The sequence below is a fragment of the Synechococcus sp. RS9916 genome (assembly GCF_000153825.1).
Lineage (GTDB): Bacteria > Cyanobacteriota > Cyanobacteriia > PCC-6307 > Cyanobiaceae > Synechococcus_C.
This window is the reverse complement of record NZ_DS022299.1, coordinates 619,703-635,434: the sequence shown is the minus strand read 5'-3', so window position 1 is coordinate 635,434 and position 15,732 is coordinate 619,703. Positions and strand designations below refer to the sequence as shown.

At 59.0% G+C, this 15,732-nt stretch carries 22 protein-coding genes; 14 read left to right on the top strand and 8 right to left on the bottom strand.

The annotated features are described in order from the left end of the window. The first annotated feature begins 93 nt into the window (after positions 1-93). The gene (locus RS9916_RS03495) at positions 94-672 is read left to right on the top strand and encodes a DUF1543 domain-containing protein (protein ID WP_156777462.1); all 579 of its coding nucleotides are present in this window, start codon (positions 94-96) and stop codon (positions 670-672) included. A gap of 89 nt (positions 673-761) precedes the next feature. Here RS9916_RS03495 and RS9916_RS03490 read toward each other — a convergent pair whose 3' ends face one another. The 3 genes from RS9916_RS03490 to RS9916_RS03475 all read right to left on the bottom strand — a co-directional run bounded on the left by RS9916_RS03490 (position 762) and on the right by RS9916_RS03475 (position 2,534). Further along, the gene (locus tag RS9916_RS03490; RefSeq protein ID WP_007097856.1) at positions 762-1,118 is read right to left on the bottom strand and encodes a hypothetical protein; all 357 of its coding nucleotides are present in this window, start codon (positions 1,116-1,118) and stop codon (positions 762-764) included. Positions 1,119-1,410: 292 nt separating this feature from the next. Beyond that, entirely contained in the window at positions 1,411-1,815 is a 405-nt protein-coding gene (locus tag RS9916_RS03480) for a hypothetical protein (RefSeq protein WP_038023191.1), read from the bottom strand. Between the two features lie 17 nt (positions 1,816-1,832). Further along, on the bottom strand, positions 1,833-2,534 hold the full coding sequence (locus RS9916_RS03475) for a triacylglycerol lipase (protein WP_007097853.1): 702 nt from the start codon (positions 2,532-2,534) through the stop codon (positions 1,833-1,835). Between the two features lie 28 nt (positions 2,535-2,562). Between RS9916_RS03475 and RS9916_RS03470 the strand changes: the two genes are divergently transcribed. From RS9916_RS03470 to RS9916_RS03455, 4 genes are all read left to right on the top strand, one after another. Next, positions 2,563-3,066 carry a DUF427 domain-containing protein gene (locus tag RS9916_RS03470; protein WP_007097852.1) on the top strand — a complete coding sequence of 168 codons (504 nt, stop codon included), beginning with the start codon at positions 2,563-2,565 and terminating at the stop codon, positions 3,064-3,066. Then, a complete protein-coding gene (locus RS9916_RS03465; RefSeq protein WP_007097851.1) occupies positions 3,063-3,566 on the top strand; it encodes an NUDIX domain-containing protein in 504 nt (167 codons plus the stop codon). The genes RS9916_RS03470 and RS9916_RS03465 overlap by 4 nt, the downstream gene beginning before the upstream one ends. Before the next feature lie 190 nt (positions 3,567-3,756). Next, the gene (locus tag RS9916_RS03460) at positions 3,757-4,554 is read left to right on the top strand and encodes an ABC transporter ATP-binding protein (RefSeq protein WP_038023188.1); all 798 of its coding nucleotides are present in this window, start codon (positions 3,757-3,759) and stop codon (positions 4,552-4,554) included. 25 nt (positions 4,555-4,579) lie between these two features. Beyond that, positions 4,580-4,777 (top strand): hypothetical protein, encoded by a 198-nt coding sequence (locus tag RS9916_RS03455; protein WP_007097849.1) that lies wholly within the window; start codon positions 4,580-4,582, stop codon positions 4,775-4,777. 29 nt (positions 4,778-4,806) lie between these two features. Here the strand turns inward: RS9916_RS03455 and RS9916_RS03450 are convergent, their stop codons facing one another. Next, a complete protein-coding gene (locus RS9916_RS03450; RefSeq protein WP_007097848.1) occupies positions 4,807-5,082 on the bottom strand; it encodes a DUF6737 family protein in 276 nt (91 codons plus the stop codon). Beyond that, on the bottom strand, positions 5,079-5,735 hold the full coding sequence (locus RS9916_RS03445) for a PCC domain-containing protein (protein ID WP_007097847.1): 657 nt from the start codon (positions 5,733-5,735) through the stop codon (positions 5,079-5,081). Before RS9916_RS03445 ends, RS9916_RS03450 begins: the two co-directional genes overlap by 4 nt. 117 nt (positions 5,736-5,852) lie before the next feature. Here RS9916_RS03445 and RS9916_RS03440 point away from each other — a divergent pair, with 117 nt between their 5' ends. From RS9916_RS03440 to RS9916_RS03430, 3 genes are all read left to right on the top strand, one after another. Then, positions 5,853-6,068, top strand: a complete 216-nt coding sequence (locus RS9916_RS03440; RefSeq protein WP_007097846.1) for a CopG family transcriptional regulator — start codon at positions 5,853-5,855, stop codon at positions 6,066-6,068. A gap of 303 nt (positions 6,069-6,371) precedes the next feature. After that, a complete protein-coding gene (gene pdeM, locus RS9916_RS03435; protein WP_007097844.1) occupies positions 6,372-7,055 on the top strand; it encodes a ligase-associated DNA damage response endonuclease PdeM in 684 nt (227 codons plus the stop codon). Continuing rightward, positions 7,052-8,566 (top strand): hypothetical protein, encoded by a 1,515-nt coding sequence (locus tag RS9916_RS03430; protein ID WP_232199517.1) that lies wholly within the window; start codon positions 7,052-7,054, stop codon positions 8,564-8,566. Before pdeM ends, RS9916_RS03430 begins: the two co-directional genes overlap by 4 nt. 3 nt (positions 8,567-8,569) lie before the next feature. Here RS9916_RS03430 and RS9916_RS03425 read toward each other — a convergent pair whose 3' ends face one another. Both RS9916_RS03425 and RS9916_RS03420 read right to left on the bottom strand, forming a co-directional pair. After that, complete coding sequence (locus tag RS9916_RS03425) at positions 8,570-8,857, bottom strand: hypothetical protein (RefSeq protein WP_050752294.1); 288 nt, start codon at positions 8,855-8,857, stop codon at positions 8,570-8,572. 14 nt (positions 8,858-8,871) lie between these two features. Continuing rightward, positions 8,872-9,342, bottom strand: coding sequence for a CBS domain-containing protein (locus RS9916_RS03420; RefSeq protein WP_038023180.1), 471 nt, complete (start codon positions 9,340-9,342; stop codon positions 8,872-8,874). Positions 9,343-9,372: 30 nt separating this feature from the next. Here RS9916_RS03420 and RS9916_RS03415 point away from each other — a divergent pair, with 30 nt between their 5' ends. Beyond that, a complete protein-coding gene (locus RS9916_RS03415) occupies positions 9,373-9,921 on the top strand; it encodes a CDP-alcohol phosphatidyltransferase family protein (RefSeq protein ID WP_007097840.1) in 549 nt (182 codons plus the stop codon). On the opposite strand, the gene RS9916_RS03410 is transcribed toward RS9916_RS03415, so the two are convergent. Next, positions 9,887-10,810 carry an NAD-dependent epimerase/dehydratase family protein gene (locus RS9916_RS03410; RefSeq protein ID WP_038024118.1) on the bottom strand — a complete coding sequence of 308 codons (924 nt, stop codon included), beginning with the start codon at positions 10,808-10,810 and terminating at the stop codon, positions 9,887-9,889. The genes RS9916_RS03415 and RS9916_RS03410 overlap by 35 nt on opposite strands. Positions 10,811-10,892: 82 nt before the next feature. Here RS9916_RS03410 and hisA point away from each other — a divergent pair, with 82 nt between their 5' ends. The 5 genes from hisA (at position 10,893) to RS9916_RS03385 (ending at position 15,727) form a co-directional block, all read left to right on the top strand. Then, entirely contained in the window at positions 10,893-11,657 is a 765-nt protein-coding gene (hisA, locus tag RS9916_RS03405) for a 1-(5-phosphoribosyl)-5-[(5-phosphoribosylamino)methylideneamino]imidazole-4-carboxamide isomerase (RefSeq protein WP_007097838.1), read from the top strand. Positions 11,658-11,815: 158 nt separating this feature from the next. Continuing rightward, on the top strand, positions 11,816-12,181 hold the full coding sequence (locus RS9916_RS03400) for a Fur family transcriptional regulator (RefSeq protein WP_232199613.1): 366 nt from the start codon (positions 11,816-11,818) through the stop codon (positions 12,179-12,181). A 71-nt stretch (positions 12,182-12,252) separates the two neighbouring features. Continuing rightward, complete coding sequence (locus tag RS9916_RS03395) at positions 12,253-13,926, top strand: DUF3685 domain-containing protein (RefSeq protein ID WP_156777461.1); 1,674 nt, start codon at positions 12,253-12,255, stop codon at positions 13,924-13,926. A 32-nt stretch (positions 13,927-13,958) separates the two neighbouring features. Further along, the gene (locus RS9916_RS03390) at positions 13,959-14,495 is read left to right on the top strand and encodes a thylakoid membrane photosystem I accumulation factor (RefSeq protein ID WP_198003391.1); all 537 of its coding nucleotides are present in this window, start codon (positions 13,959-13,961) and stop codon (positions 14,493-14,495) included. A 62-nt stretch (positions 14,496-14,557) separates the two neighbouring features. Then, positions 14,558-15,727, top strand: coding sequence for a hypothetical protein (locus tag RS9916_RS03385; RefSeq protein ID WP_007097834.1), 1,170 nt, complete (start codon positions 14,558-14,560; stop codon positions 15,725-15,727). Positions 15,728-15,732 lie beyond the last annotated feature (5 nt).

The following is a 15,732-nucleotide window of genomic DNA, read 5'->3' as shown; positions in this document are numbered from 1 at the left end:
TACGGACCCGGTAGTGGATGGGCCCTTCGCTAGAGCAACGCTCACACTGCATTCACCAACGCTACGGTCCGCGTTCGACATCACGTCATGGCCATGGGGGCTGCTCGATCACAAATCCAACGCCCAGGCCTGTATCTGGCAGTACTGGGGGGACGCACACCCCAAACCCATGTGGAGATCCATGATGTGCGCTGGGTGGTGGGCTGCTGCATTGACGACACCATCCCCGAACTCAAACGTCAGTGGTTTGGTCACCGAAAAGGGCTGCATCTCGACAGTTACGTACGAATTGACTGCGTTGACGGGTACGCCGTGGAGTTGAGTCAGATCAAGTCGTCAGACGTTGCCTCTGAAGGTGTTCAAGTACCGCTTCAAAAGCTTTGGTTCGTGAATATGGGAGGGTATGACGCCAGCTCCTTACTGGAACTGCATCAGATCGGTTGTGTGGTGGCACCCAATGCTCAGGCAGCCAAAAGCAGAGCTCGAAAGCGTTGGCTCACCAACTCAATCCAGCAACACAAAGACGATCTTCACGCCATTGACCAAGTAGGGGGGCTTGATGATTGCCTGCCAATCGACGAACTTCAGGGATGGCAAGTGACGCTGACACCAGCTCCAGATCAACCCTGTTGCAGCTTCCAACCGGATTGGTTTGGTTATCGACCGATCTGATGTCGACGATCAAACCTTGGCAACCTCTTCGCAGACACTACGACGGCGGATGACTTTGAGAAACAGAGGCTCAAACAATCTCAGATGCATCAAGGCCTCACATCACAATCCTCAAAACCAGGCATCGATTGTGTGTCAGGCCCAGGAATCAACTTCGTCCATTCTGCATCGTTGTTGATGATGGCCTTGGCCTTGGTGAGATCGGAAAGAAATACAGAATGCGTAATAAAACTGTGATCAAAGTGCTTGCACGAGGCTGCCATCACACCGGCTGCAAAACCCTTCTTGTAAGCGCTGTACTGATGATGAACAACAGCAAACACCAAAAAAAGACAAGCGAAAAGCAGTCCAACCAACTGCCAACTCTTGAAGCGCTTGCGAAACAATCGATTCAAGGCAGGCACTCCTTCTTCAATCCTAATTCCCAACGCTAACCATGCCAGCATTGAAAAACCACGAGACCGCGCAATTCAGCCTTGGCGTTAGCGCTTGGAGAAAAAGGCAATGATTGAGACCGTCGCAATCAGAATCACACCAAAATTCCAGATCTGCGACGACCGACCACTGAGCTCAAAGGAAAACAGTTTTTGCTTCAGCTGGCTTTGATCTCTGGATAGCCACAGTGTGGCACCGATCAGAAGAACGGAAGGAATCAAGAGAACGAGCAGTAGTTCCATCATCAAACCGCCAACAATCTTGACCCTAACTGATCAGCAGTGACCAGAACAATACGCACAACTACTGCGCAGCATCCAAAATCTTGTTAATCGAAGGATCACGACCAGCACAGACATCCTCAATCGTGGTTTCGACTGCAGATTCGAGCACAGGGGTCATCATGGCTAAAAGTCCAGCTCCAAAGGCTGCAAATGGATTTTCTGCTGTCTCCTGTTTGTAGTTTTCCATAGCCTTGGCCAAGAGACTTGATGTCAAGCTTTTAGGGGTATAGAACCCAGCACTGACCCCTGTTTCATTGGCCATTTCTGCACTAGGAATCAGAAACATCTGCTTGAAGTTGCAGCTCAACAGCATCGTGGTCCCCTCATTGGTGAACACCCGTGGATTCACGAAGAGAGCCCCTAGGCCAAGAGTGCCGAAGCCAACAACGACAACACTCGCGCCAATAACAGTTTTGAATCCCATCCTTCCAACCTCCTGATCTACCGGCTGATCTGATCTGCCCACAGGGCGACGCGCTCTGGCGAACCATACCAATGGTTGCCAAACAATCCGCCATGAGCCGTGTCATCCAGCACGAGGTGCTGAGCTCCTGTCAACAGGGCTGAATCAACGGGGACTAAACCATCTCCATCGATGCTTCCTTGACCAGCGATGCGCTTGTAATTGCCAACAGCACTGCGTTGACTGAACGCACTGGCGATACTGGACTTGAGATCAAGCTTGCCGGCGACAGCGACGTAGTCAACGTCTGGAGAAAATGCACCTGGATAGCAGCGGTCGACCATGGCGCGCAACGGAGTCGCGCGTTGCGCCTGATGCGGACTACCAAGCGTGATTAATCGATTACAGAACTGCGCTCCGCCGTAACAGCGACCCGAGAAAGCGTCAGCACTCAGATAAAGCCTCAACATCACGCCGCCCGAGCTGTGTCCGATCAGGGTGACCCGCCTGGTCGGTGATGCAGCAGCCAGCTGCTGCACCTGAGTGTGCACACGATCGAGCACGCGGCGCCAACCAAAGGCCCAGGTGGTGAGCATCCAGTCGAATCGACTCACTGGAATGACATGCGCTTCACTGCCCTGATGCTCACGAATCCAATCAGCCATGGCGGCATAGGCCTCCTCCGTGATCAGGAAGCCACCGAGGATCACCACCGGTTGGCCCGCTGCAGCAGTCGCCATCCAAAACCCGTCAGACCTAGCCATCATCATGGCCAATGCCTCGTCTCACTCCATGCCAGCGGAACGCGTTTGTGATTACCCGCGACCTCCTCTGGTGGAGCTGGTCGAGGGTGTAGTAACCGTGTCGATCGGCGGTGAATGCATTGCAACCACCGATCACTATCTGCGGGTTTGCGAGACCTACCACCCCCCCACCATCTACTTACCACCCACGGCCTTCAAAGCCGGGAGCTTGCATCCTTCTGAAGGCCGGGCCAGTTTCTGTGAATGGAAGGGGGTCGCAAGTTACTGGTCACTGTCTCGATCGGATGGCTCTGATTTAAGGGCGCGCGCAGGATGGAGCTACGCAAAACCCACAGCGTCATTTGCACTGCTTGCCGGCTGGATCAGCCTCTACCCAGGTTTGGTTGATCACTGTTCGCTGGACGGTGAAGAGGTCAGTCCCCAACCCGGCAGCTTTTATGGCGGATGGATCACCTCATCGGTAATCGGACCGTTTAAAGGAGACCCCAATCATCCCGAATTGATATGAATGAACCCGTCGAAGTGGCGGTGGCAATGCTGTATCGCCAGGGGAAATGGCTGTTGCAATTGCGTGACGACATCGAAGGGATCATTGCGCCGGGTTGCTGGGGATTGTTCGGTGGCCATGTGGAACCCGGCGAATCCATCGAGGCGGGCTTACGCCGAGAACTCAAAGAAGAAATCGAACTAGAGGCAACCACACTTCATCCCTGGTTCTGCCACACCAACGCGACACGCCATCTGCATGTGTTTGTCGGGCCACTGCCTGTGCCTTTGGAATCACTAAACCTCAAAGAAGGCCAAGACCTCACTCTCACGTCACTCGATGCGATTGCCACAGGAGAAGTGCAAAGCCAGCGCCTCGGACAGGCCAGGCCTTTGGCCGGATGCCTCGAGATCGTGATTCAGCGTCGCGACGAGATCAAAACTCTCATCGCAGCACACGAGCCAGAAACGCGACAACACCGATCAGAGCCATTGGATCAGCAACACCACGGCGAGCAGTAGCACCAGCCACCACCACCAGGGCCAACGCCAGCGTTGACCTTGACGCCGTTGATCACGCCTGCTCGGCCCTGACGCAGCCCCCTGGGGAGCGCCACAACGGGTGCAGAACAAACGGCCGGCTAACGAACGATCCGCACGCCAAGAGCGAGAGCCACACTGCGAACAGACAGAAGACATCGAGAACAATTCAGTGACAGATCACAGACACCCCTGGCTTGAACTTCAGGCTGTAGAGGCCTGGATTCAGAGCAGCTGTGTCTTTCACCATCTCACCCTCAGCCTGAGGTTGGGGGAGCACACCGCCATCCTCGGGCCCAATGGATCGGGCAAAAGCACCTTGGTGCGTCTGATTGACCGCAGCATCCATCCAGTGGTGAAACCAGAGTCGTACCTCCGTCTCTTCGGCTCTGTGCTGCCGCGCCAGTGGGAGCTGAGGCAACGCATCGGCCTGGTTTCGGCGGAGCTGGAACAACGCATCCCAGCAGGAGTTCAGGTGCGTGATCTGGTGCTGGCCGCCTTCTTTGGTGCCGTTGGTCTGCGCAAGGATCAGCAGCCCAGCGATGCCCAAGAGACCCGAGTCGACAGCCTGCTGGACACGCTCGACCTGGGCGAACTGGCTCAGACCCCGTTCAAACAACTTTCCGATGGTCAGCGACGCAGGGCTTTGATTGCACGAGCCCTCGCCCATCAGCCCGAGGTGCTGGTGCTGGATGAACCCACCAATGCCCTTGATCTGAAAGCCAAGAACGAACTCCTTGCTGCCCTTCGCCGCCTCAGCCGCGACGACACCACCTTGGTCGTGATCACGCACCAAGTGGAGACCCTGATACCGGAAATCAGCCGGGTGGTCTGCCTCAAACAAGGGGCCTTGGTCGACGATGGCCCCAGTGATCAGATCCTCACAGGCCCAAAACTCAGTGCCCTGTTCGACACCCCTTTGCAAGTGATCAGCGCTGGCGGCTATCGCCAGGTGATGCCCCTGTCATAGCCTCGCAGGGCCGTGGATCCCCGCCATGAACAGCAACGCCAGCATCGACGCCCTCGAGCTGATGCTCACTGATCTACGCACGCGCAACGAACCGATTCGTCATAAGGCTGCATTCCGTGGGTGCCAGCCTGAATTTCAAACGCTGGTTAGTCGTTTGATCGAGCAGCTGGAAACTGAGCTGATCGACGCCAAGCAAACGGTGCGACTGCAGAAGCAAGCCTGATCAGGCCACTCGCGCTGCAGCCAAGAGTGTTAGTGGTGGAGCTGCTGAGCGTCTGATGGTTGGGCGGCATTGGCAGCTTGGCTGTAAGCAGCGGGCGCGAGCACCAAAAACAGCAGCCACCACATCAAGACTCCAACGGTCACGGGAATCGTGATCCAGAGTTTGTGCAGGATCAACCAACTTCCCAAAGAAACGAGCACACCGGTGAGCACGATGCTCCAGGGCTGACACCACCAGGGCTTCTGAGACCAGAGATCAGCCTGCCTTGGAGCATCGACGGTCGGCAGTTCGTTCTGAGTGCTCACCGCAACTGAGCGAGAGCGCCCTCAGCGTGAAGTTGAGCAAGCGCGTCGTACCCGCCGACCACTCCGCCATCGATGAACACCTGGGGGAAGGTGGTCATCCCACTGCGTTCATACAACGCTTTGAAGGTGGAATCGCTGTCGCAATTCACGACGGTGTGCGCAATATCGAGGCTGCGGAGAATGCGAAGAGCTCTTGTGCACCAGGGGCAACCTGGAAGAACGGCGATTTCAACGCGAGTTGCAGGTGAAACAGCGGTGACTGCTGAAACGGCAGCAGGAGCTTTCTGCTCAATCGGCTCCAGGCTGGTGGGTGCCTGCGGCAATGGTTGATCAAGCAGGCCCACTAAGAGATCAGCCCCTTTGAGGACCAGGGTGCCCGGTTCGAGATGGCCGCCCCAAACCTGGCAGGCACCATCCGAAAGACTGAGGTGAAGGTGAACACCATCCGGGGAACAATGCCCCTGAAGGGTGATGATTTCAAGATCACCCTCCAGCACCGTCGGCTCATCCTGCCCAGGGCACTGAAAAGCTGCCCTCGACAGATTGCCGACAACGCCCAGCACATAGCCCGATGCATTGTGGGTTTTGGCCAAGGTTTCCAATGCGAGACGCAGGTCCTGGCCGGGAGCAAGCTTCAACGCCAGAGACCGCATCGGAACCCCAAAACTCGGGCCAGATTACCGCCTGCCCAGACTTGCCAACCAAACCGAACTGCCGTTACGATTTAGTAACGCCAAAGGAACGAAAACGTGTCAATTCTTCGGTCTCTCTTGCACGAACTTCAAGAGCGGCTCGACACCGAACAACCATCCCCCACCGCGGCGCAGGTGGCTGAAGCCGCTGAATCCGAGCGTCTCAATGTGACCCTGCCTGGTGGCGTGATGGCACGCTTGAAGCAACAGGCCCTGCAGGAAGGTCGCAGCTGCAGCAGCCTGGCCACATTCTTGATCGAGGATGGTTTAAGGCGACACACCAGCCTGCAGTGAGTCAGTTTCGGCGCAGAACCTGGTCAAGTTCAGCGGACGATCAGGATGCAGGGTCTAAGCCCTGATCAACAAGCCGCTACGCCGCAAACCCACCGTCAGCCCTGCTCGAGCCTGCGCACAATCAGTCCCATCGCCACAAGCGAACCGGCAAGAGCAATCAAAAGGGCCAGGGTCATGGTCTCGGTTTAAGAAACGGGCTCACATTGGCATTTCTTCGACGAGAACGCTGGCCGTAACGGGCAATGCTCGTCAAACTGTTCCCATGCGTTTCCTCAGTCTTCTTACACAGCCTCCATGTCAGGGATGAATCACACCTGGCATTGGCGGGGCGAGGAACTGATTTTTCTACCGGAGCGTGCTCTGTGGCGCCCGAAGGGCCGTGAGTTGATGGTGGCCGATTTGCATCTCGGCAAAGCGGAGCTGTTTCAGGCCCATGGCATTGCTTTGCCCAGTGATGGCGATCGGGGAACGCTGAACCCACTGCTCAGCCTCTGCAACAAGCTCAGGCCAACACGCTTAATCGTGCTGGGTGACCTGATTCACGGACGACTTGGGCTGACCAATTCCCTGAGAGACACCCTGCGGGCCTTACCGGAGTTGTGCGACTGTCCCATCCTTCTCATCGGCGGCAACCACGACCGTTCCAGCGTGATCGAAGGGCTACCCCAGCACCCAAGCCGCAGGCTTGGGGCGTTGTGGCTCAGCCACGAACCGGAGACACCAGCAGGGCATGAGCCTGGGTCGCTGCTGAATGTGTGCGGTCATATCCATCCCGTGGCCAGCATCCGCCAAGGATGCGATCGCATGAGGGTGCCTTGCTTCGCCTATGCCAAGGATCAACAGCGTTTGCTGATTCCGGCTTTCGGGGAATTGACGGGGGGCCACCACTGCGACGAGCGTTACCGCAAATGGCTGGTGGCGGATAACGCCGTCGTTCCTTGGCTCGACCCCACTCCCACTCCGCATCGCACAAGGGTCGCCCGATGACAGGAACCCTTCCTTCTTCTTCCCAGCGACGACGTCGTCCAGCCACGACTGCAACCAAAGGGCAACCACCCAAACGGCGAACTGGTCGACGTCCTAAGCGGCGCAAACGCCCCCTTCTGCGACGCAAACGGGTGCTGCTGGGCCTCCCGTTGCTCACTTTTGCTGGGCTTGTGGCCCTTGCACCCGGATCACCGCTTCCCGGAGACACCGGTGCTCAGGTCAGCTACGACAATCTGGGGGAAGCCGGAGGAACGTTCCGCTATCTCCCGGACGACGAGGTGTACGCCATCGACTTCGATCCACGCAAAGTCAGGGTCGGCTTGCTGGAGGGATGGGATCGAGAGAATGACGCTTTTCAGGACACCGCTGCCCTGGCTTACGTCACGGGGCCCATGTATGAGCGCCACCTCGAGCCCGGGGGCCAGGAAGTCACGGTGCCTTTGGGGGATCTCAAGCTAGGCCAGCGCGTTTGGAAAGGACGCAACCGCACCGCATCGCGACAACGGGCCTTCATCGGGATCCGCCACGACGGCAGCGTGGATTTCAGCTATGGGGAACTGACTGACGAGAGGGCCAAGACCTACGACACCTTTATTGGAGGTCTACACAGCGTCTACAACGACCTCGAAGAGCCACCCCCCTCTTACACCGGTGCCTACAGCATCAGCATGGGGCAACGCATCCGCTATTACCTTCCCCGCATCCGGATGCTTTTTGGCCTGCGGCAAGACGGCCGCATGGAGATGCTGATGAGCAAGGACGGGCTCACGCTTGAACAAACCCGTGAACTGGCACGCCGACGCGGTTTAGTCAGCGCCTACATGCCCGATCACGCTTCTAAGAGCCGCCTGATCATTCCAGGCGTCAAAGGGTTCACAGAAGAAGACGCCAACTGGATCAGCGGTGGAGCCACCAGCTTTGTGCATGTTCCTTATCTCCTGCGCCTGAGTGAACGCCCAGCAGCACTCGAGGGCAATCTGATGACCAATCTGGGGCTGAAATTCCGCCTCAACAACAGCTGTTCCAATCCAATCGACTGCAGCCAGTGGATGGCAGGTCACCTGATGGACCGCTCGCTTGCGGGCCTCAACCGTGTGATGGAAAAGGGTGTGGAACCGGTGGCCCGCATGATCTGGCCCCCACAAAAGGGGCCTGTAAAGCGTCCCGACCGCGCCCCAGATGCCTCGGCTAACGGTTCATCCGATCGCGCTCCCCTCCCCGAACCGCCCATTACTGCCGACCCTCTGGTGCTGCGCGAGAGCCTTGCGCCAACTACACAAGGCAATGACTCCCTTACCCCCTCGGAAGCCAACGTCGACAACAGAGAGTTGATTCGACCCTCCCTGCCACCGGATCTTCCACCACCCCTGGTGATGCCCGACCCGGTGTCGGAAGCGGATGGAGACCAGGCCAGCACTGGGGGTACTGCGGATTCAGACGCAGGGGGAGTGATGCCTGAACTCTTCTACGACGCTCCACCGCCTCCGGTGCTCCCCCCACCGCTTCCTTAGGCGTCAGGGGCGAAACATGGCGTGGCAATCCCCCTGGGCTGGTGTGCTGAAACAAAAGCCCTCGGGTGACCAGTAGCCAAGGGCCGGAACTTGAAGGCCAAGACGCCGTGCTTTCGCATCCACTCCCACGGCACCTTGGCCAGTGATCAACACCAGGCCGGCCTGATCCACCAAGTCGAGGAAGTCGGGCTCCAACAGTTCACGGCGGTCATTCGCATGCACGACCGCTGGAGCACCGCTGGCAACCAGCAGCGCTGAACACAGCAACCACCGAAAACGAGCACCTCGCATCACCAACTGAAGGCTCAGGCCCCATGGGCAGCAAGGGCCCGCACCACATCACCCCGAGTGATCACGCCCACCGGTTGTTGACGCTCATTGACCACATACAACCGTTGCGTGCTGCGTTCATGGAGCAGGGCAGCGGCTTTCGGTAACGGCAGGTTGTCCGGGCAGGAATGGCTGTCGTGGACCATTAGATCCTTCACGGTCGTGCCGAGCACCTGATGCACCTGCTTGTCCCAGTTGAGGGGGTTGCGTAGGTAGATGACGCTGTCGAGCAACATCACGTAGGGCCCGGCATCGACCCCGCTTTCCCTCACCATCAGGTGTTGTTCGGTGAGCTCCCCGATCAGCGCGCCATCACCATCCACGACAGCCAAACCACTGATGTGGTGCTGACTCAATGAAGCGACGGCGTCCTGGAGCTCGGTTTCAGGGGTCACCGTGAGCACAGGGGAGGTCATGACGTCGCGGACCGTCTGCTGGAGCACCATGGGACGCATGCATGTGCACGCATTCTGAGCTTGAACTCCCGTTGGCGCACCTGGGCTGATCGCCTCACCCTGATCCGGGCCGTCGCAGGCCTCCCCCTGGTGCTTGCGTTGATCCACCAGCAGCAAGCATTGGCCTGGTTCCTGCTTGTAGGGGGAGGTCTGACCGATGCCCTCGATGGGTGGATGGCCCGCCGGGCAGGAGGCGGCAGCAGCTGGGGCGCGCGTCTCGATCCCCTCGCCGACAAATTGCTCTTGGTGGCGCCCCTGCTCTGGCTGGCCACTAATGGGACATTGCCCATCTGGGCTGTCTGGTTGTTGCTGGCTCGCGAACTTCTGATTTCAGGCTGGAGGAGGAATGCCCAAGACGGAGCACCCGCCTCCCAGTGGGGGAAGGCAAAAACAATCCTCCAATTTATGAGTCTGCTGCTGTTGCTCTGGCCCGACCAATGGGGACATGCTGATGCAGTGAAGTCCCTGCAGCAGCTGGGTTGGTGGCTGTTCTGGCCATCCCTTGTGCTGGCCCTTCAGTCGGCCGTTGGCTATCTCAAACCGACCCGATCAACGCCGCATCACCACTGAGATCCGGTGGCGTCGTAGGGCGCTTGCTGTAGTCAAGGTCGAAGTTGTGCTTGAACGCCGTAATGGCGTCATAACGCGGGGACCAGGCCAATTCCCGTTCAGCGCGACTCACGTCTGTCAGGAAGTGACTCAACCGCAAGGGGAAGGCCTTACGGGCTTTGGGATCCAGCCCACTGGGATCGAAGTGGCGAACATCGACGGCCTCAGGGTCTTTCCCGCAAGCCAGAGCAGCGGCCTTCACCACGCCAGCAAAGGTGATCCCTTTGCGAGACGAGCAGTTGTAGATGCGATTTGCAGCGGCATCTACAGCGAGTGCCCGCACCATGGCATCGGCCAGGTCATCCACGTGCCCCAACTGGGTGATCGTGCTGCCATCCCCAGGCATCGGCACCGGGAGGCCATGGAAAACCCGATCGAAAAACCACCGTTCAACAGGGTTGTAGTTGCCGGGACCAACGATGTAAGTCGGCCTGAAACTGGTGAAAGGGATGCCCTCCTTCAGCAACCAGGCCTCCGTTTCCGCTTTGCCCGCATGGCGGCTGGCCGGGTCAACGGCCGCATCCTCATCCAAGGGCCACTGATCAGACCCTGCATAAACCCCCGCTGAGCTCACATAAAGGAAGCGATGACTGGGGGCTCCGGTGATCGCCAGAACGGCCTGGCTATCGGCCAGGGTGCGACCGGAGCTATCAACGATCACATCGAAGTGGTGGCCGCTGAGCTGTTCCAGATCATTGGGATTACCCCGATCACCGACCACGTGGTCCACCCCCGCTGGGGCTGGTTGACGACCACGGGTGAACAGGGTGAGCGCATGGCCCTGTTCCTGCAGGGAGGCCACCAGAGGCTTCCCCACAAAACGGGTCCCCCCCATCACAAGGATCTTCATCAGGGCATCGGAACTGGCGCCATTGAAGCGTGAGTCGGGGACGCTGGATTGCAGGATGGTGCCCTTACTGAAGCCCTCACGCATGGAGATCATCCCCGCCATTGACCTGCTGGGTGGAGCCTGCGTACGTCTCCATCAAGGGGATTACGACCAAGTCACGCGCTTTAGCGATGACCCTGTCGCCCAAGCCCTGAGCTGGCAGGAGCAGGGAGCGAGCCGCCTGCACCTGGTGGATCTCGACGGCGCCAAAAGTGGGGATCCCGTCAATGACGCCAGCGTGAAGGCGATCACCGAAGCCCTTTCAATCCCGGTGCAATTGGGCGGTGGTGTGCGTTCGGTGGAACGGGCTGAATCCCTCCTCGACTGTGGCCTCGAGCGGGTCATCCTTGGCACAGCAGCGATTGAAAACCCTGACCTGGTCAAGGAACTGGCCAGCCGCCATCCAGGCCGAATCATCGTTGGGATCGATGCCCGGGACGGCAAGGTGGCAACACGGGGATGGATCGAAGAAAGCAATGTGGACGCCACTGCTCTGGCCCGTGAACTGAGCAGCACCGCGATTGCTGCCATCATCAGTACTGACATCGCTACGGATGGCACCTTGGCCGGGCCCAATCTCGCTGCATTGCGCAGCATGGCCGATGCGAGCACGGTGCCGGTCATTGCCTCAGGAGGCGTGGGTTGCATGGCCGACCTCATCGCACTCCTGGCTTTGGAACCACACGGCGTAACCGGGGTCATCGTTGGCAGGGCCCTTTATGACGGTCGCGTGACCCTGAAGGACGGCATTCAGGCCATCGGTGATGGTCGGCTGCAAGATCCCACCACCCCGAACAACCTCGCTTGATCAGCGGCTCTTGATGAACGGCGCTTAAACCGGGAACCTAAAGTGAAGTCATTCCACTTACGGCTGTGTCTGGCGTTTCCGGCCCAACCCCAGCATCCGGCTCCGGCCTGATCGCCCAGGGCGTGCAAGACGCCTTTGAGCGCTGCCGGCAACTGGGGATGCGTCTGAGCCGCCAGCGAAGAATGGTGCTCGATTTGCTCTGGAGTGAAGCGAGTCACATGAGCGCCCGCGACATCTTCGAGAAGTTGAACGCCAGAGGTCGACGGATCGGCCATACCTCCGTCTACCAAAACCTTGAAGCGCTCCAATCGGCTGGAGTGATCGAATGCCTGGATCGTGCCAATGGACGGCTGTATGGCTACCGCAGTGATCCGCACAGCCACCTCACCTGTCTTGACAGCGGCGAGATCGAAGACATCGACGTGGAACTTCCGGCCCAATTGTTGAAGCAGATCGAAGAGAGCACAGGCTTTCGGATTGAGTCGTACACGCTGCAACTGAACGGACGTCGATCTGCGAACTGAATCAACTCAGGCACTGGAGCCTGACCGTTTTGGTCGTTACCTTGGCGTGAGTTGAACGTTTGGACGGTCCGGTGAACGCAGCGAAAGCCGAGATCCTCCTGCTTGCCCCCGATCTGCTTGGTGAATCGCTGGCTCTTCAGCTCACCAGTGAAGTGCCCTCTTGGTCGATTGCACTTCGCTCCGATGAGCTCAACCGGCATCCACAGCTGGTGATCTGGTCGCTTGACTCGACCGAATCGATCGCACTGCTGCACCAAGAATTGATCCGACTTCAGGAGCACTGGCAACCAGCCCCTGTGCTGCTGCTCTTGCCGGCTTCGGTTGCGATCCCTGCCGTTGATCTGCTCAGCCTGGACATCCCAGGCCTGCTCCAAGCTCCAGATCTCAACACACTGCGCGAGGCGATTGAGACGTTGCTGCAGGGCGGACGCGTGGTTCGTCTGGCCCAAGCCAATCCCTCCACGCCACCACCCCAACCCGCCATGGGGCTTGGCCAATGGCTGCTCACCAGTGGCCTCCAGCAGATCACCAACGATTTGCAGGTGATTGATGCACTGCTGGTGCCACCTCCGGACAATCTTCTGCTCAGGCTGATGCTGGAAGGTCGCCAACGGGAATTGCAGAGTGCCCGCAGCCTGTTGCTGTTGCTCTGGGGACCACTTCAGATCGGCCTGGCGGATGTTCAGCCTCTTGGCCAGCGTCAGACAACGGTGTCGCAGCCAGGAGATCTCACCATCGACGGCAATGGGATGGCGATCACGGTGCGCGAGCGCAATGCCATCGCGGTGTGGTCATCCATTCAGGAGCGCCTTTCGCAGGCCGTGGACGCCGGAGTGAGCAACGGCACTGGCTCCCTGCTCGCAATCGAGGGTTTACAACCCGAACGGCGTCGCGATCTTCTCCTGTCTCTCCTGCAACAGCTGGATCAGGTGATGGCCCGCCTGCGAGCGCCCTCCGTCTCCTCCGATTCATCCAACAATCTGCCCATCGATGCCCAATGGGACAGCCTTCAACCCGAGCTGCGACGTCAGGCCATTCAGGCCATGGCGGGGAGCTATGTGCACCTGCCCCGAGGTGACCAGTTGCAGCCCGTTGCCCAGCATTTGATCAACGCCAGCGATCTCTCCCAAAACGACGACGACCTTCCGGATCCACGTCGGATGCTTGAGCCGCTCGTGCGTGATCAACCCGTTCTGGTGAATGGCCAACTGCTGCCAGCGGACCATCCCAAAGCACTGCTGCAGCTGGAAACGCTTGTCAGCAACTGGCTGGTGCGCAGTGCCGAACTGATCAGCGCTGAACTGCTGGGTCTCTGCGGCGACTGGCCCGAACTGCGCCGATATCTGCTTGATGAGCGTCTACTTCCCACCCGTGACCTCGAACGACTTCGGAACCAACTAAACAATCAGTCCCGTTGGCAGCTGTGGGTGAAGCGCCCTGTGCAGCTCTATGAAAGCCAGCGATTGCTTTACCAACTCCGGGGTGGATCCATTGCTCCTCTGCTGTTGATCGAGCCCCGGGATGAAGAGCTCCGCCGTTTGGGGTGGTGGCAACAACAGGTGGCCCTGCTGCTTGAAGCGCGTGACGCGATTGCTCCACAGATGCAAGCTTTGGTTCAGCGCATCGGCGATCTGATGGTTGTCGTGTTGACGCAGGTGATCGGCAGAGCAATCGGTCTTGTCGGACGCGGCATCGCCCAGGGCATGGGCCGAAGTTGGCAACGCGGCTCCACCAACAGGGGCTGAAGGGCAGAATGCGCCCTTTCCTGCTTCGCCCCATGGCCCGATTGCTTCGCTCGCTTCTGGGCCTGTTGTGCGCCATCACCCTGATCGGTGCTCCCGTGCAGGCCAGCCTCACAAGCGATAGTTACGACGGAAATATCTACGCCCTGTACGCAGGTAACGGTTCTCTCGTACCACCAGCCACAACCCTGGGAGATTCACAGGCCGCCGGCCGCACAAGCGTCCTGGTGTTCTATCTCGATGACAGCAGCACCAGCAAAGCCTTCTCCCCGGTGGTTTCGGAACTGCAACGGCTTTGGGGACGGTCTGTCGACCTGATGCCCCTAACCACTGACACCCTCCAGAACCGCAAAGCCGAGGGTGCAGGAGATCCTGCGACTTACTGGCACGGACGGATTCCCCAGGTGGTGGTGCTCAATGGCGAGGGATCCGTGCTGCTGGATCAAGACGGTCAGGTGCCCCTTGATGCGATCAATCAAGCGATCAGCAAGGCCACAGGACTCACCGCTCCCGAGGGCGTGAGCACAAGCCTGAGTTTCAACGAGCTCAACACCGAAGTCCAGACCCGCTGATCCCGAGCCTGAAACCGCTTACGCTGCGCGGCTGATCCCTACGGCCGAAGGTCGTCGACCGCATGCCAGTGCTGCTCCTGATCCTTCTCCTCCTGGGTCTGGGAGTGCTCTGGCTTGAAGCCCGTCACCGCCTGCGGCCGGCATCCCCTCTGCGACTCAGTGCCCGCGATTGGTCTGTCCATGTCGATGGCATTCAGCTGAAAGTTGAAGGCTGGCTCGAGATCCACAACCCTCACCAACGGATGGAGGTGTTTGTGCCTGAGATCAAGGTCGACCCGGTGTTGCTTGGACAAAAGGATCTCAGTGGCCTGCGTCCTCAAACCAAACTGATTGCTCACCATCCCGATGAAGAGACCCGTCGGGACGGCTACTGGGCGGCATACATCGTCAAAGGCCGCAAGACAACGCGCGTCAAGGTGGAGATCGCCATCGACTCCCAGAACGGAGTCAATGTTGCTCAAGATGTCGACACCCTCTGGGCTGATGTGCACTGGGTCAACTACGGCCCATTTGGTCGCCTTCAGCGCCGGCAAGGCGTGGTGGTCCCCCTGAGGCGCCCCGCTGTTCTCTCACCTGGAGAAGCCAACTTCAGGGCTGGAGACGCCTGCGCTGTCTTGCCGATCCGCACCCATCTCCTGGGGCCCCTCGACACCACGATTGACGTGTTGCGCACCTATGCCGGCGCGCTGCTGAAGCCAGGCGATGTGCTCACCATTGGAGAAACACCTGTTGCGGTGATTCAGGGGCGTTACGCCCATCCCGCCACCGTGGAACCGGGCTGGCTGGCTCGTTTGCTTTGCCGAGCGTTCCATCCAACCAGCAGCCTCGCCACAGCCTGCGGACTGCAAACCTTGATCGACCAGGTCGGGCCCACTCGTGTGCTGATGGCCTGGATCCTTGGTCTTGGCCTGAAACTCATTGGCAGCCCGGGCGGTTTCTATCGGCTTGCCGGTTCCCAGGCCCGCCTGATCGATGACGTCACCGGCACGACCCCTCCCTACGACCAAACGATTGTTCTTGGACCGGCCGATCCTGATCTGATCTGTCAGGAGGCTGCCGATGCTCTGGGCGTTGCCGTGGCCATCGTTGATGTCAATGACCTGGGTCGCGTCAAGGTGCTGGCCAGCAGCCGTGACTGCGATGAAGCGCTGTTGCACCGGGCACTGCGCCCAAATCCTGCAGGCAATGCCAACGAGCGCACTCCCTTGGTCTTGGTGCGTCCCCATCCCTGACGCAC

Coding starts and splice junctions, on each gene's coding strand:
- RS9916_RS03455 (WP_007097849.1), top strand. CDS start 4,580: ATGAACAGCAACGCCAGCATCGACGCCCTCGAGCTGATGCTCACTGAT.
- RS9916_RS03470 (WP_007097852.1), top strand. CDS start 2,563: ATGGCCAATGCCTCGTCTCACTCCATGCCAGCGGAACGCGTTTGTGAT.
- RS9916_RS03385 (WP_007097834.1), top strand. CDS start 14,558: ATGCCAGTGCTGCTCCTGATCCTTCTCCTCCTGGGTCTGGGAGTGCTC.
- RS9916_RS03445 (WP_007097847.1), bottom strand. CDS start 5,735: ATGCGGTCTCTGGCGTTGAAGCTTGCTCCCGGCCAGGACCTGCGTCTC.
- RS9916_RS03420 (WP_038023180.1), bottom strand. CDS start 9,342: ATGGTGCTCCAGCAGACGGTCCGCGACGTCATGACCTCCCCTGTGCTC.
- hisA (WP_007097838.1), top strand. CDS start 10,893: ATGGAGATCATCCCCGCCATTGACCTGCTGGGTGGAGCCTGCGTACGT.
- RS9916_RS03400 (WP_232199613.1), top strand. CDS start 11,816: ATGCGTCTGAGCCGCCAGCGAAGAATGGTGCTCGATTTGCTCTGGAGT.
- RS9916_RS03480 (WP_038023191.1), bottom strand. CDS start 1,815: ATGGGATTCAAAACTGTTATTGGCGCGAGTGTTGTCGTTGTTGGCTTC.
- RS9916_RS03425 (WP_050752294.1), bottom strand. CDS start 8,857: ATGCGAGGTGCTCGTTTTCGGTGGTTGCTGTGTTCAGCGCTGCTGGTT.
- RS9916_RS03465 (WP_007097851.1), top strand. CDS start 3,063: ATGAATGAACCCGTCGAAGTGGCGGTGGCAATGCTGTATCGCCAGGGG.
- RS9916_RS03475 (WP_007097853.1), bottom strand. CDS start 2,534: ATGGCGACTGCTGCAGCGGGCCAACCGGTGGTGATCCTCGGTGGCTTC.
- RS9916_RS03490 (WP_007097856.1), bottom strand. CDS start 1,118: ATGCTGGCATGGTTAGCGTTGGGAATTAGGATTGAAGAAGGAGTGCCT.
- RS9916_RS03390 (WP_198003391.1), top strand. CDS start 13,959: ATGGCCCGATTGCTTCGCTCGCTTCTGGGCCTGTTGTGCGCCATCACC.
- pdeM (WP_007097844.1), top strand. CDS start 6,372: ATGAATCACACCTGGCATTGGCGGGGCGAGGAACTGATTTTTCTACCG.
- RS9916_RS03430 (WP_232199517.1), top strand. CDS start 7,052: ATGACAGGAACCCTTCCTTCTTCTTCCCAGCGACGACGTCGTCCAGCC.
- RS9916_RS03495 (WP_156777462.1), top strand. CDS start 94: ATGGGGGCTGCTCGATCACAAATCCAACGCCCAGGCCTGTATCTGGCA.
- RS9916_RS03410 (WP_038024118.1), bottom strand. CDS start 10,810: ATGAAGATCCTTGTGATGGGGGGGACCCGTTTTGTGGGGAAGCCTCTG.